The organism is Pseudomonas koreensis, assembly GCF_025447595.1.
GTDB classification, from domain to species: domain Bacteria; phylum Pseudomonadota; class Gammaproteobacteria; order Pseudomonadales; family Pseudomonadaceae; genus Aquipseudomonas; species Aquipseudomonas koreensis_H.
The window spans coordinates 94943-109963 of the sequence record NZ_JAOEJU010000018.1 but is presented as its reverse complement, the minus strand read 5'-3'; the positions used below and the strand labels follow the sequence as shown (position 1 = coordinate 109963).

Sequence of the window (15021 nt, the reverse complement as noted above, 5' to 3'; positions counted from 1 at the left end):
CAAGGGACACGCCGCTTTTCAGCGGCGCGCAACCTCCACAGGCTGGCATTGGGTGTGGCTACCCGGTTGCAGGTAGTTGTTGAGGATCGGCGCCATGCCCTTGAGCACCTGCACCGGCAAGGCCGAGGTGAATTTGAAGTTTTCCGCCGAGCGGCCGGGGACATAAGCGGTGAGCGTGCCGAAGTGACTGTCGCCGATGTAGAACACGAACGTTGCCGTGCGGTTGATCGATTTGGAGCTCAAAATCCGTCCCCCTGATCCGATGGCTTCGATCCGGTTGTCGCCCGTACCGGTCTTGCCGCCCATGGTCAGCGGTTGGCCGTCGGCCATTTTGAAACTGCCGGACACACGTTTTGCCGTTCCCGAGTCCACCACCTGCGAAAGCGCCTCGCGCATGGCGGTAGCGACTTCGGATGGCATCACTCGTTTGCCGACGTGGGGATCGTTGACCAGTTGCGTTTCATACGGCGTGCCCGCAGCAAAGTGCAGGCTGTCGATACGCAGGGTCGGCATGCGCACACCGTCGTTGAGAATCGTGCCGATCAATTCGGCCAGCGCTGCGGGGCGGTCGCCCGAGCTGCCGATGGCAGTGGCCAGCGACGGCACCAGGTGATCGAACGGATAGCCGACTTTCTGCCAGCGCTGATGAATCTCGAGGAACGCCTCGATCTCCAGCATCGTGCGGATCCGACTGTCGCGAGCGCCCTTGTGTTTGCTCTTGAACAGCCAGCTGTAGACTTCCTGGCGCTCGAACTGGCTGGCCTTGACGATGTCCTTGAAGGTCGCGTCCGGGTGGTTGAGCAGATAGCCGATCATCCACAGATCCAGTGGATGCACCTTGGCGATGAAGCCCTGATCCGGCAGGTCGTAGGTGCCCGGGCCATAGGCGAGGTACAGCCGCTCGAGGCGCTCGTCGGTCAGTTTTTCGGTGAGCTTGGCGCCTTTGAGGTGCGAGCGCACGAACGTGTTGAAGTCTTTCTGGTCGGCATTGGGCAGCAGATAGCGATGTACTGCTGCCATGCGGATCGGCGTCGGGCGCATGCTGTCCAGAAACGTGTCGAGCCGGGCCTGAGTGTCTTTGTTCCTGTACTTCTTCCAGAACTTGAGCAGGAACGAGGTGCCTTCGCGGTCGGCAAAGGACGCCAGATATTCCTGACGCCGAGGATCGCGATCATCCTTGAGCAGTTCGGCACTGTTGTTCGGGCCGGAGTAGGTGGTATAGCGCACCAGGTCGCGCATCAGCCGAATGAACGGCAGGTTGATCGATTCACGCAGCGCATCGCGCAGGGTCGGCATGCGGCCGTTGTCTTCCTTGCGGAAATTGTGGAACACATGCAGGCCGCCACCGGTGAAAAACGCTTCCCCTGGGCTGGCCGAATATTTGCGGTCGAGGGCGGCGCCGAGCATTTTCGACAGGTCGTGATCCTTGTTCTGGATCAGGTAATCGATCACCCACTGGCTCAGGCGATCCTGATCCGGCACGTCGACTTTTTTCAGTTCCGGTACGGTCATGGCGCCGTACTTGTCATGCAGCTCCGCGATGATTTGCAGGTAAGTGGTCAGCACTCGCATCTTGGCGGTGGAGCCCAGTTCCAGTTTGCTGCCTTCGTTGATGTCGAACGGCTGATCGGTGCTGTCGGTCTGCACCCGCACGCGCGAACCGTCCGGGGTCAGCTCGAACAGGGTGAAGCTGTAGCGCACCTGAGTGGTGCTGGTGGGCGTCAGCAGGCGCTCACCCATCAGACCGACTTCGGTCGCATAGGCCGGGTCCGCCAGTCGTTTCAGGTAGGCGGTGGCCTGGGTTTGCAGTTCGCCTTGCAAGGTGCTGGTAGCGGACAGGTCGAGACGGTCAAGGTCGTACAGCGGACGGTTGAGCATCGACGCCAGCCGGCTGCGGGCGACGCTGATGCCCTTGTTGGTTTCGATCGGCTGTATCGTCGGCTGGGTCTGCCAGTCGCGATAGCTGATGGTGCTGGCCAGCGCCGCATCGGCCAGGGCGGCGTCGATCACGCCGTTCTGTTTCAGCAGGCGCAGGTGGCTGTTGGTCAGTTCGACCAGTTCTTCGCGACCCTTCGTCAGGTAATGCGAAGGGCGGCGCTGGGCGATCATCAGCGAAAGCATTTCGCGCAGGGCCAGGCCTTTGTCCGCCATGGTCTTCGGATCGGTTTCGGTACTCGCGAGTTTACGGTTGGCCTCATTGAAATCGGCGCCATACCAGACCCGCAGGCCCTCAGCCATGCCGTGCACTTCGCCATGCCCCGGCACCGCCGACAGCGGCACACTGTTGAGGTAGTCGCGAATGATGTTCTGCCGCGCCGGCAAGGTTTCCGGGCCGCCCTGATAGGCACGTACGCTGGCGGAAATCATCTGGCGGATCTTCTCTGCACCGGACACCGTCAGGCCGTCGGGCGAGTGGCGGTATTTCTCAAGTTGCGTGGCCAGGGTACTGCCACCGGCCGACTGCCCCGGCAAGTGCAGCAGCTTGGCGACTTGCGACCAGGCGGCCATGCCGAAGCGTGGCCAGTCCACCGCCGGATTTGCAAGCGGTTGCTTGGGGTCGAGCAGAAAACGGTTCTCGATGAACAGCAGGCTGTTGACCACCACCGGCGGAATCGACTCGAAACTCGAATACAGCTGCTGCGGATAGTTGTATTGATACAGGGGCGCGGCACGGCAATCGGTGATCGACAGCCCGGCCTGGATCTTTTCGGAGTAGGGCACGAACAGGCCCTTGTCGGTGTAGTTGAGCAGGGCCGGGGAGAAGCGCGTCTGCTCAGTGATCACATAGTTGCGCTTGATCAGCCGCGGCAGGAACTCGTCCAGCGAGCTGTAGCCCAGACGCAGATCGAATGGCCCGTTGCCCGGATAGCGAATCGCTTCGCTGGGCCCCGGTTGCAGTTCGTATTTGAGTTTGGCCGCGTACTGGCTGACCTCGCGGGACTGAAAACGCGAGGTGCGCATTTCCTTCATCGCAGCCAGGCCTACGACAATCGCGATGATCACAAACAGGAGCCAGAAAGCCTTCCACCCATGCCGGTTACGACGGGGTTTTTCAGGTACAGGCGCTTCATCCACACGTTCAGTCGGAACCACTTTTTCACTCGAATCGGTTTGCCACAAAGCGCCCATAGTCGATTGATCCATTCACGCAGATTGATCGGACTTGACTGAAGCTTAGTCGGTGGTTGGCGCGGGTGAAAAAATTGTGAAGGAGGGACCCTGAACAAATCTGCAAATCCGGCTGCAACCCGCAGGCAACTGATTGAAAGCCTGAAAGAGCCGGAACAGAGCGGTCTTGAGGCCGCTGCGACTTTGGTCGCGGCATGACGTTGCACCATTGCTGTGCAATACTCGGCGCCCATTTGCGCGGTGAATAATCCTCGAAATGCAGGATGGTTTGTCTCGTAAACCTTGTATTTGACGAGGTTTACGTCTGAATCAGATGCCTTATAGAGTGAAAAAACCTGTCGCAAGCTTTTTATACTGCACGCCCCGCTGATCCCGCAGGTTGCTTCTGCGGGACGGTCCTGCCCACGAAGCAGGCCGGTTTTTACCCTGGCGCAGGCTTATCGGCCGACGCTTGGACACTCGGTGGTCACATCCAATAACAAGACGAGGAAGTCCCCCATGCCAGTCGGCAATCACCCGCCCCATGGCGAAGCCGCTCAAGGCGGCCCGCTCAAACGCGAACTCGGTGAACGGCATATTCGCCTGATGGCGCTCGGCGCCTGCATCGGTGTCGGCCTGTTTCTCGGCTCGGCCAAGGCCATCGAAATGGCCGGCCCGGCGATCATGCTGTCTTACATCATCGGCGGTCTGGCGATCCTGGTGATCATGCGCGCCCTCGGAGAAATGGCCGTACACAACCCGGTCGCGGGCTCCTTCAGTCGTTATGCACAGGATTACCTCGGCCCGCTGGCGGGCTTTCTCACCGGCTGGAACTACTGGTTCCTGTGGCTGGTGACCTGCGTCGCCGAAATCACGGCGGTGGCGGTGTACATGGGCATCTGGTTCCCCGATGTCCCGCGCTGGATCTGGGCGCTGGCGGCGTTGATCAGCATGGGCTCGATCAATTTGATCGCGGTGAAGGCCTTTGGTGAGTTCGAATTCTGGTTCGCCCTGATCAAGATCGTCACCATCATCGCCATGGTGCTTGGCGGCATCGGCATCATTGCCTTCGGCTTCGGTAACGACGGCGTGGCGCTGGGGATTTCCAACCTGTGGGCCCATGGCGGCTTCATGCCCAACGGTGTGACGGGCGTGTTGATGTCCCTGCAAATGGTGATGTTCGCCTACCTCGGTGTGGAAATGATCGGCCTGACCGCCGGTGAAGCGAAGAACCCGCAGAAGACCATCCCGAATGCGATCGGCTCGGTGTTCTGGCGGATCCTGCTGTTCTACGTCGGCGCGCTGTTCGTGATCCTGTCGATCTACCCGTGGAATGAAATCGGCACTCAGGGCAGTCCGTTCGTGATGACCTTCGAACGTCTGGGCATCAAGACTGCCGCCGGCATCATCAACTTCGTGGTGATCACTGCGGCGCTGTCGTCGTGCAACGGCGGCATCTTCAGCACCGGGCGCATGCTCTACAGCCTGGCGCAGAACGGCCAGGCACCGGCCGGTTTCGCTCGCACTTCGAGCAACGGCGTACCGCGTCGCGCATTGCTGCTGTCGATCTTCGCGCTGCTGCTGGGCGTGCTGCTCAACTATCTGGTGCCGGAAAAAGTCTTTGTCTGGGTGACGTCCATCGCCACCTTCGGCGCGATCTGGACCTGGGTGATGATCTTGCTGGCCCAGCTGAAATTCCGCAAAGGCCTGAGTGCCAGCGAACGGGCCGGCCTGAAATACAAGATGTGGCTGTTCCCGATCAGCTCCTATCTGGCGCTGGCGTTCCTGGTGCTGGTGGTCGGCTTGATGGCGTACTTCCCGGACACTCGCGTGGCGCTGTATGTGGGGCCGGCGTTCCTGGTGCTGCTGACCGTGTTGTTCTACGTGTTCAAGCTGCAACCGAGCGATGCGTCCCAGGGCGCGGTGCGTTCGGCTTCGTAATTCGTTGTTGCTGAAACTCGAAAGCCCCGGTCGAAAGTCCGGGGCTTTTTCATGGGTGAGAGGTTGATGCCGCTGGTCTGAAAGGGCCGCAAAAATCGACTTCTGATTCAGAGTCATGTTCGAAGGTTTATCTACGTTGTTTCCAGCGCAGCCGTGAACAGAGGCGCAGGTATGAGGATCCGCGATTTTCTCGTACGAGAACTCGGCCGCCGTCAGGTCGTGCTGTTCTTCCTGCTCGCCACGCTGCTGTACATCCTGCCGCTGATCCTCGCCGACTTCCCCTACATCGACGACAACTGGCGCACTCTCGCTGCCGGCAATGCCTGGGCCGGGCAGGGGCGGTTGTTCATGGACTGGCTGTATCAGGCGCTGACGTTCACCGGCGCTGCGCCGAATATTTTTCCATTGCCGCTGTTACTCGCCACGGTGGCCATGTCCTTCGCGTTGACCCGGCTGACCTTCCACTATTTTCCCGAACCGACGCTGGCCTGTTGTCTGGTGGTGTTGCCGCTCTGGTACAACCCGTTTCTGCTGCAGAACCTGTCCTATCAATACGACGGGGCCGGCATGGCGCTGAGTCTGGTCGCGGTGATTTACGCAATCACTTTTTGCGGCGCTTCACGCATTCAGCGATGGCTGGTGCCGTCGGCGTTGCTGGCGCTGGCGATCGGGCTGTATCAGATCAGTCTCAATGTGTTTCTCGGGTTGTGCTGCCTGGAGTTGCTGCGCAATGTTCACCGGCGAGTTCCGTGGGATGAACTCTGGCGCCGGTCGGGCTGGCGGCTGGCGCAACTGCTGCTGGCGGTGCTGATTTACAGCATTACGGCCTATCCGTTCACTGACCACGGACGCACGCAATTGCTGAATGCAAGCGCTGATCCGTTACTGCAGATCGGCACCAATATCGGTCGGGTGATGGAGAAGGTTGCGCTGCTGTTTCACGGCGGCTACACGATGGTTTTTATTGTGTTGGTGCTGTGCGCCGTGTTCGGCGCCGTGCAATTGGGACGGCGGATTCGTGAGCGCAACATGTCACGCGCCAGGGGTTTGCTCCTGAGCCTCAGCTGCCTGCTGGCATTGCCGCTGATTGTGCTGCTGGTGCCGGGCATGACGCTGCTGTTTCGCGATTTCAACGAAGGCGCGCGCACCCTGATGGGGTTCGGCGTGCTGCTGATGTTGCTGTTCTATCTGGCCTGGCTGGGGTTGATGCCGCTGCATCAACGGTTGCCTCTGGTGTTGGCGATTCCACTGCTGGCCGCGCTGTCGCTGTCCTTTGCTTATGGCCGGGTGCTGACGATGGAGAAAACCTTCGCCAGCAGTGCGCTCTACAGTCTGAGCCACGACATTTCATCTCATCGCGAACTGCGCGAAGCCAAACGGATTTATATCTCGGTGACGTACTCCGACCGCTGGCTGGCGGGGGCGGTGGGTACGTTCAAGCAGTTGCCGGTGCTGCACTATCTGCTGAACGTCGACTATTTCATGCTCGCCGAAAACCTGCCCTCGGCCGGCATCACCAACGTGGTCGCCGAGCGCGAACGGCGCAACGCGACCCATGTCGGTCTGATGGGCTATCCACCCTTGGTGGACAGCCTCTATTACCGCCTCTACCTGGTCGGTGATTACGGATTCATCGTCATGAAAGAGCCGCCCCACGGCCGGCTGTTGCAATGGTAACCGTTGGTCGCAAACCGTCGCCGACCTGTAATTTCTGACAGTAGACCCCGCCCGCGCCTTGCCCTAGCGTGAAAGCCCCGCCCGTTGCCGCGACAGCAAGGATTGACGATGAGGATCTTGTGGAAAGGATTTCCCGCCCAAACGGCAATCGGCCTGGCCGCAACGCTGGTCCACTGGCAGGTTTTTTTCGTACTGACCAGTGCGGTTCAGTTCGACCAGGCGGCCAGTAACTTCGCCGCGTTTTGCATCGCCGCCTCCTTCGCGTTTTACATGAACGCGCTGTACACGTTCGAGACCGGAACGTCAGTGGCGGCGTACCTGATGTTTATCGGCGTGATGGGAGCGCTGAGTTATGGCGTCGGGCTATTCGCCGATGCTCGGAGTCTGCCGGGGCTGGTGACGGTGTCGGTGTTTTCACTGCTGGATCTGTTGCTGGGGTACTGCTTTTTCCGGTTTGTGTTGTTTCGCCGTTCCCGGACCTGAAAGCGCCAGCCGTTCCCGGCTGGCGCTGCAATATCGACTAGGCCGCCGCGATTTCCTGCGGCTCGAAACTGTCCGCCCGCGCCATCTGCCACATCCGCGAATAGAACTCGCCGTTCACCTCTCCGGTGAGTAATTCCCCCGGTTTCAGGAACACATGCAGCTGCGAGAACAGTTTGATCTCGGTGGCCGACATGCGCCGTACCAAGTGCTTGGCCGACAGTTGCGACGGGTGATCGAGGCCGGCGGCGGCAAGCATTTCCGCCAGGGCCTTGAGCGTATTGCGGTGGAAGTTGTAGACCCGCTGGGCCTTGTCCGGCACCACCAGTGCGCGCTGGCGCAGGGTGTCCTGGGTGGCGACGCCGGTCGGGCATTTGTTGGTGTGGCAGCTTTGCGACTGGATACAGCCAATGGCGAACATGAAGCCGCGCGCCGAGTTGGCCCAGTCGGCACCGATAGCCAGCACGCTGGCGATGTCGAAGGCACTGACGATCTTGCCGCTGGCGCCGAGCTTGATCTTGTCGCGCAGATTCAGACCGACCAGGGTGTTGTGCACAAACAGCAAGCCTTCGCGCATCGGCACGCCGATGTGGTCGGTGAACTCCACCGGCGCGGCGCCAGTCCCGCCTTCCTTGCCGTCGACCACGATGAAGTCCGGCAGGATGCCGGTTTCCAGCATGGCCTTGGCGATGCCCATGAACTCCCACGGATGGCCGAGGCAGAACTTGAAACCCACCGGTTTGCCGCCGGACAGTTCACGCAGTTGCTGGATGAAATGCATCATCTCGATCGGCGTGGAGAACGCGCTGTGGCGCGACGGCGAGATGCAGTCTTCGCCCATCAGGATGCCGCGGGTGTCGGCGATTTCCTGGGTGACCTTGTGCTTGGGCAGGATCCCGCCGTGGCCGGGTTTGGCGCCCTGGCTCATCTTGATTTCGATCATTCGCACTTGCGGGGTCTGCGCCTGGGCGGCGAAGCGTTCCGGGTCGAAGCGGCCGTCGCTGGTGCGACAGCCGAAATAGCCGCTGCCCAGTTCCCAGGTCAGGTCGCCGCCGTGTTCGCGGTGATAAGGGCTGATACTGCCTTCGCCGGTGTCGTGGGCGAAGTTGCCGAGTTTGGCGCCCTGATTCAGCGCGCGGATCGCGTTGGCGCTGAGCGAGCCAAAACTCATGGCCGAGATGTTGAATACGGACGCCGAGTACGGCTGGGTGCACTGCGGGCCACCGACGGTGACGCGGAAACTGCTCGGATCGCTCAGCGGCGCCGGGCGCATCGAGTGACCGATGAATTCGAAGCCGGATTGGTAGACGTCGATCAGGGTGCCGAACGGCTTGTCGGCGGTTTCATTCTTGGCCCGCGAGTACACCAGCGAACGCTGGGCGCGGGAAAACGGCAGGGCATCGCTGTCGGATTCCAGCAGGTACTGGCGGATTTCCGGGCGGATGCCCTCGACCAGATAACGGATGTTGCCCAGGATCGGGTAATTGCGGCGCACCGCGTGCGGGCTCTGCATCAGGTCGAACAGACCGATCAGGCTCAATACGCCGGTGACGGCGGTGATCGGCCACAGCCAGTCGTGTTCGAGAAAGGGCAGGCTGGCGAGGGTGAAAATCACGCAGACGGCAAAGAAGGCGTAGCGGCTCAGGAGTGACAGGCTCATACGGTTTCCTTGGTTCGGACTTGGATTGTTCAGCGCCGCAGATCCCTGTGGGAGCGAGCTTGCTCGCGATAGCGGTGGGCCAGTCAACGCATAAGTCGGTTATGGCGGCCCTTTCGCGAGCAAGCTCGCTCCCACAGAAAAGCTCACAGCGCTGTATCAGGCGTTCTGCGCCTGCAGAAAGATCGAAAACAGCTCCGACTGGGATTTGATCCCCAGCTTGCTGTACATGTGTTTCTTATGGACTTTCACGGTTTCAACAGAGATTTCCAGCTTACGGGCGATTTCTTTACTGGAGCAACCGCTGAGCATCAGGCGCCCGACGTCCAGTTCCCGGGCGGTCAGTTGCGCGCCCTTGAGTTGCTGCACCGACGCTTCGAGCTGCACCCGCCAGTCTGGTTGCGCAGGCGCCGGGGCCAGGGCCACGGTTTCGTTGATTTCATAGGGCAAACGCTGGCGCAAGAGGCCGAGCACCCACGGCTGGATCAGCGACAGCAGGGCAATCTGCTCGCCGGTGAAGCGTTGCTGGCTGCCCAGCGACAGGCACAGCGTGCGGTCGCCTTCGAGCTGGCAATTGAACTGGATTTCGTCGGCCACCACATTCAGACGAAAGTATCGCTGGTAATACTCGGTCAGTTCGAAGTGCTCCGGCGCGACCTCCGACAGGCGATACAACCCGGTGCGCGATTGCTCGCGGCAGGCGATGTAGAACGGGTCGAGCAGGTACAGACCACGCAGGTAATCCTGAAACAGCTGGTCGGGGCTGCCATCCGCGCCGGGGCATTCGGCGAACACCTGCGGGTGGCGGTCGGCGCTGAACAGCAGCGCCACCCAGCTATCGAACGGCACGTACTGATCGAGCAGACGCACCAGTTGCGCCCAGAAATTCGGCTTGTCGAGGGCGTCGATCAACTGCCCGACGGCGCGGTGCCAGGTGATGTCGTCAAACGAAAGAGTCATGCCTCTACCCCTATCGGGTTACCCCGGCCGCGTAATTCCCTGGCCGGTCGAATGCGAAGCATACTGGCCCACAGACAGCCGCCGGGCAATCTTTCGGCGCCCGGCGCTCATAACAAGGACTACCCATGAAAGTCGAACTCGCCCAACTGGCGGGCCGTGACAAAGACACGGCGTACAACCTCGAACGCGCCCTCGCGGCGATTGCGGCCTGCGCCGCCGACACGCAACTGATCGTGTTCCCCGAGACCCACCTGATGGGCTTCCCGACCGCCGACACCGTGGCGCAGATCGCCGAACCGCTGGACGGCCCGACCGTCAGCGCCGTGCAGGCTGCCGCCCGTGAACGCAACCTCGCCGTGGTGATCGGCATGGCCGAGAACGACAGCGGCCGCTTCTACAACACCACGCTGCTGATTACCCCCGAAGGCATCGCCCTGAAATATCGCAAGACCCACCTCTGGGCCTCGGATCGCGGTGTGTTCGAGGCGGGTGACCGTTACGCCACCTGCTTGTGGAACGGTGTGCGAGTGGGTCTTTTGATCTGCTACGACATTGAGTTCCCGGAATCGGCCCGCGCCCTGGCGCAACTGGGCGCCGAATTGTTGATCGTGACCAACGGCAACATGGACCCGTACGGCCCGACCCACCGCACCGCGATCATGGCCAGGGCCCAGGAAAACCAGGCGTTTGCGCTGATGGTCAACCGTGTGGACGCGGGGGATGACGGGTTGATGTTTGCCGGCGGCAGTGCGCTGGTCGATCCGCTGGGCACGGTGCTGTTCGAGGCCGGGCGTGAAGAAGGGCGGTTCAGTGTCGAGCTGGATTTCGGTCAGCTGGAGCTGGCGCGCAAGGATTATCGGTATCTGGATGATCAGCGGTTGAGATTGCCGGGGGAGGTGGTTGAACACGCCTGCGGAGTACGTGAGCTGCTGATCCCCTCGCGCTGACCCTGATCCTGTGGCGCCACGGCTGGCGCCATCGCGAGCAAGCTCGCTCCCACAGGGGAACGCGGTCACTGTGGGAGCGAGCTTGCTCGCGATGGGGCCCGTCCAGACAACACATCTGTTTGACCCAAGAAAAACAAAGCAACACCCGAAACATTCGCCGAACTCGGCCTCTGCCATAAATCCAATAAAATCCGGAGTAAGTCGCCCATGGCTCGTTTGCAACGCACCCTTTCGCTAGGGTCGGTGGTGCTGTTCGGCATCGCCTACATGACGCCGATCATTGTCCTCGGCACGTTCGGCATCCTCGCCCAGTCCACCGCCGGCATGGTGCCCGCCGCGTATCTGGCGGCGCTGGTGGCAATGTTTTTCACCGCCATGAGTTATGGGCGCATGGCCGCCGCGTTCCCGGTGGCCGGCTCTGCCTACAGCTACGTGCGCAAGGCCATCAGCCCGAAACTCGGTTTCATCGCCGGTTGGGCGGTGCTGCTCGATTATCTGTTTCTGCCGATGGCGATCTGGCTGATCGGCGCCGCGTACCTCGCTTCGGCCTTCCCGTCGATCCCGCAGTGGATCTGGGTGCTGGCGTTCATCGGCATCACCAGCGCGATCAACATCATCGGCCTGAAACTGGCCAACGGCATCAACGCCTTGCTGATGCTGGTGCAGTTCCTGGTGCTGGTCGCGTTCGTCGCCCTGTGCGTGCATTACGTTGGCGGCGATGCCAGCACGCCGCTGTGGTCGATCAAGCCGTTCTTCAACGGCGACATGCAGATGCCGCTGATCATGAGCGGTGCGGCCATTGCCTGCTACTCGTTCCTCGGTTTCGATGCGGTCAGTACGCTCACCGAAGAAACCCGCGATCCACGTCGCACCATCCCTCGGGCAATCATGTTGATCACCCTGTTCGGCGGGCTGATTTTTGTCGGCGTGTCGTACTTCGTGCAGATCGCCCATCCGTCGTTCCAGTTCGACAGCGTCGACTCGGCGGCCTACGAAATTGCACGCAACATCGGCGGTGATCTGTTCGTGTCGATCTTCCTGATCGGCCTGATCGTCGGTCAGTTCGCCTCGGGCCTGTCGGCGCAGGCCAGTGGTTCGCGGCTGTTGTTCGCGATGGGCCGTGACGGCGTCTTGCCCAAGTCGTTCTTCGGCACCTTGCACGAGCGCTTCGGTACGCCGGTCAACAGCATCCTGTTGTGTGCGGTAGTGGCTTTGCTGGCGCTGAAACTCGACGTGACCACCTCGACCTCGTTCATCAACTTCGGCGCGTTTCTGGCGTTCAGCCTGGTCAATCTGTCGGTGATTTTTCACTACTGGATCGGCGGCGAGAAAAAAGGCCTGCGCGAGTTGCTCCTGTTCCTGATCTTCCCGTTCATCGGCCTGGCGGCGGACTTGTGGCTGATGGTCAGCCTCGATCATCTGGCGGTGTATCTGGGCCTGAGCTGGCTGGCGATTGGCGTGGTGTACCTGGCGGTGCTCACCGGTGGGTTCCGTCGGCAGCCGCCGGAGATGGATTTCCAGGAAGCGACCTGAGGTTCCGGCAGAGTCTTTGCTCATGAACGGCGGGCGTGTGATGCTTGCCGTTTTTTGAGTCAAAGGCTTTCCGTTCATGTCGACCACAAATAACTCCATCATTCGCATTGCCGCCGCATTGCTGCTCAACCCCGACGGCCAGACCCTGCTGGTGCGCAAGCGCGGCACCACGGCGTTCATGCAACCGGGCGGCAAGATCGAGGCCCATGAACTGCCGGTGCATGCGCTGGCCCGTGAGCTGGAAGAAGAACTGGGACTGGCGATCGATCCGGCGCAGGCGAGCTTTCTCGGCCAGTTCTCGGCACCCGCCGCCAACGAGCCGGGATTCGTCGTGCAGGCCGAGATCTTTCAGTTGACCATCGACGCTCAAGTCTTGCCGGCTGCCGAGATCGAAGAGGTGATCTGGATCGACCCGGCCACCGACGGCGATGTGGTTCTCGCCCCATTGACACGTGACCTGATCCTGCCGTTTTATCGAGCCTCGCTGACCGCGATCGCCTGATCATTCGTGCAAAGGACTTCGTCATGATCCCGCTTCAAGACCTGCTGATTTTTGCCGCCGCTGCACTGCTGATGGTACTGACGCCGGGGCCGAACATGATCTACCTGATCTCGCGGTCGATCTGTCAGGGACGCCGCGCCGGGGTGACCTCGCTGCTTGGCGTGGTCGCGGGGTTCTTCGTGCATCTGTTCGCGGCGGCCGCCGGTTTGACCGCGGTGTTTCTTGCGGTGCCGATGGCCTATGAAGTGTTGAAGTGGGCCGGCGCGCTGTACCTGTTGTGGCTGGCCTGGCAGGCGGTGAAACCCGGCGCCCGTTCGCCGTTCGAGGCGCAGCAATTGCCGGCGGACTCCTCGCGCAAACTGGTCACCATGGGTTTTCTCACCAGCGCGCTGAACCCGAAAATCGCGGTGTTCTACCTCTCGGTATTTCCGCAATTCATTTCGCCAGAGCACGGCTCGGTGTTCACTCAAAGCATCATCCTCGGCCTGACTCAGATCAGCGTCAGTTTCTGCGTCAACCTGCTGATCGCGCTGTTTGCGGCGGGCATCGCATCGTGGTTCGTCAACAACCCGACCTGGCTGGCAGCGCAGCGTTATTTCATGGGCTTCGTGCTGGGCGGCCTGGCCGTGCGGCTGATGCTTGAACAACGCAAGGCCGCCTGACATGTGGATCGAACGGCTGGATGCCAGCCATGCGCTGGCTTATCGCGAATTGATGCTGGAAGCCTATGACCGGCATCCACAGGCGTTCACTTCCAGTGTGCGCGAGCGCGCAGTGATGCCGCTGAGCTGGTGGGAATCACGTCTGACCAGCAAGCTCGACGCAGTGTTCGGCGCGTTCGAAGACGGCCGGCTGGCGGGCATCGTCGGCCTGGCGTTCGAGCCTCGGGAAAAGGCCAGGCACAAGGCAACGGTATTCGGCATGTATGTGTCGGCTGAGTTTCGTCAGCGCGGGCTGGGCCTGAAATTGATGGAGGCGGTGCTGGGCGAAGCGCAACAACACCCGGCGCTGAAAGTCATTCAATTGACCGTCACCGCCGGCAATGACGCGGCGTTCCAGTTGTATCAACGCTGCGGCTTCATCCAGTTTGGTCTTGAACCGATGGCGGTACGGGTCGGCGAGGACTATTTCGACAAGATCCACATGTGGTGTGAACCCCAACCTCACACATAACCTGTGGGAGCGAGCTTGCTCGCGATGACTGACTGTCAGTCACCAGGAGGGTGACTGCTAGATTGCTATCGCGAGCAAGCTCGCTCCCACAGTTGATTCATATCACTCGTGCGATCAACGAACCGCGCTGACCCCGTCCAGCGTCGAAAACGAGGTGTCCTTGGCCGTCAGCAGGAAATCGCGCATGTAGGGTGCGTCCAGCATGTCGGCGCGGATCGCCGCGTACAGCGTTGCGAACAGACCTTTCTCGCCAAGCCGCTTGGCCTTCACATAACCGCGCGAGCTGTATTCATGCAGCGCCCAGTGCGGCATGCCGCACACGCCACGGCCGCTGGCCACCAGCTGCATCATCATCACTGTCAGTTCCGAGGTACGCACCTGCGCCGGTTCGATGTCGGCCGGTTCGAGGAAGCGGGTGAAGATATCGAGGCGGTCGCGTTCCACCGGATAAGTGATCAGGGTTTCGGTCAGCAGGTCTTCGGGCACGATGTACGGTTTGCTTGCCAATGCGTGCTGGTTGGCAACCGCCAACATCGCCTCGTAGGTGAACAGCGGTACATAAGTGATGCCGGCGATTTCCAGCGGGTCGGAGGTCACCACCAGATCCAGATCGCCCCGGGCCAGGGCCGGCAGCGGGGCGAAGGAGAAACCCGAAGCGAGGTCGAGTTCGACTTCCGGCCACGCATCGCGGAACTGGTCGATGGTCGGCATCAGCCACTGGAAGCAACTGTGGCATTCGATGGCCATGTGCAGACGCCCGGCGGTACCTCCGGCCAGACGTCCGATATCACGCTCGGCGGCGCGCAGCAGCGGCAGGGTCGCGTCGGCCAGTTGCAGCAGGCGCAGGCCGGCGCTGGTGAAGCGCACCGGTTTGGTCTTGCGCACGAACAATGGCATGCCCATGCGCTCTTCCAGTTCCTTGAACTGGTGGGACAGCGCCGACTGGGTCAGGTGCAGGCGGTCGGCTGCATCCACCAGGCTGTCGGCTTCGCGCAGGGCATGCAGGGTTTTCAGGTGACGGATCTCAAGCACCGCAGGCTCCA

General features: G+C 61.2%; 12 protein-coding genes. 8 read left to right on the top strand and 4 right to left on the bottom strand.

Annotation, left to right across the window (positions count from 1 at the left end):
* Positions 1-18: 18 nt before the first annotated feature.
* Positions 19-3129 carry a transglycosylase domain-containing protein gene (locus N8H71_RS20720; protein ID WP_262195468.1) on the bottom strand — a complete coding sequence of 1037 codons (3111 nt, stop codon included), beginning with the start codon at positions 3127-3129 and terminating at the stop codon, positions 19-21.
* A gap of 498 nt (positions 3130-3627) precedes the next feature.
* On the opposite strand from N8H71_RS20720, the gene N8H71_RS20715 reads away from it, so the two are divergent.
* The 3 genes from N8H71_RS20715 (at position 3628) to N8H71_RS20705 (ending at position 7209) form a co-directional block, all read left to right on the top strand.
* Positions 3628-5049 (top strand): amino acid permease, encoded by a 1422-nt coding sequence (locus tag N8H71_RS20715; RefSeq protein WP_262195466.1) that lies wholly within the window; start codon positions 3628-3630, stop codon positions 5047-5049.
* 171 nt (positions 5050-5220) lie between these two features.
* Positions 5221-6726 (top strand): glucosyltransferase domain-containing protein, encoded by a 1506-nt coding sequence (locus N8H71_RS20710; protein ID WP_262195465.1) that lies wholly within the window; start codon positions 5221-5223, stop codon positions 6724-6726.
* Positions 6727-6834: 108 nt separating this feature from the next.
* Positions 6835-7209, top strand: a complete 375-nt coding sequence (locus N8H71_RS20705) for a GtrA family protein (protein ID WP_262195490.1) — start codon at positions 6835-6837, stop codon at positions 7207-7209.
* 37 nt (positions 7210-7246) lie between these two features.
* On the opposite strand, the gene N8H71_RS20700 is transcribed toward N8H71_RS20705, so the two are convergent.
* Positions 7247-8866 carry an FMN-binding glutamate synthase family protein gene (locus N8H71_RS20700; protein ID WP_064383868.1) on the bottom strand — a complete coding sequence of 540 codons (1620 nt, stop codon included), beginning with the start codon at positions 8864-8866 and terminating at the stop codon, positions 7247-7249.
* Positions 8867-9022: 156 nt separating this feature from the next.
* On the bottom strand, positions 9023-9823 hold the full coding sequence (locus N8H71_RS20695; protein ID WP_011335770.1) for a helix-turn-helix transcriptional regulator: 801 nt from the start codon (positions 9821-9823) through the stop codon (positions 9023-9025).
* Positions 9824-9948: 125 nt separating this feature from the next.
* Here N8H71_RS20695 and N8H71_RS20690 point away from each other — a divergent pair, with 125 nt between their 5' ends.
* From N8H71_RS20690 to N8H71_RS20670, 5 genes are all read left to right on the top strand, one after another.
* Complete coding sequence (locus N8H71_RS20690) at positions 9949-10770, top strand: carbon-nitrogen hydrolase family protein (RefSeq protein WP_262195462.1); 822 nt, start codon at positions 9949-9951, stop codon at positions 10768-10770.
* A 207-nt stretch (positions 10771-10977) separates the two neighbouring features.
* Entirely contained in the window at positions 10978-12303 is a 1326-nt protein-coding gene (locus tag N8H71_RS20685; RefSeq protein WP_262195461.1) for an APC family permease, read from the top strand.
* 76 nt (positions 12304-12379) lie between these two features.
* Complete coding sequence (locus N8H71_RS20680; protein ID WP_262195459.1) at positions 12380-12805, top strand: NUDIX hydrolase; 426 nt, start codon at positions 12380-12382, stop codon at positions 12803-12805.
* 23 nt (positions 12806-12828) lie between these two features.
* A complete protein-coding gene (locus tag N8H71_RS20675) occupies positions 12829-13467 on the top strand; it encodes a LysE family translocator (RefSeq protein ID WP_179693875.1) in 639 nt (212 codons plus the stop codon).
* A gap of 1 nt (position 13468) precedes the next feature.
* The gene (locus N8H71_RS20670; protein ID WP_262195457.1) at positions 13469-13978 is read left to right on the top strand and encodes a GNAT family N-acetyltransferase; all 510 of its coding nucleotides are present in this window, start codon (positions 13469-13471) and stop codon (positions 13976-13978) included.
* Positions 13979-14092: 114 nt separating this feature from the next.
* Here the strand turns inward: N8H71_RS20670 and metR are convergent, their stop codons facing one another.
* The gene (gene metR / locus N8H71_RS20665) at positions 14093-15010 is read right to left on the bottom strand and encodes a transcriptional regulator MetR (RefSeq protein ID WP_085709456.1); all 918 of its coding nucleotides are present in this window, start codon (positions 15008-15010) and stop codon (positions 14093-14095) included.
* Between the last annotated feature and the right edge of the window lie 11 nt (positions 15011-15021).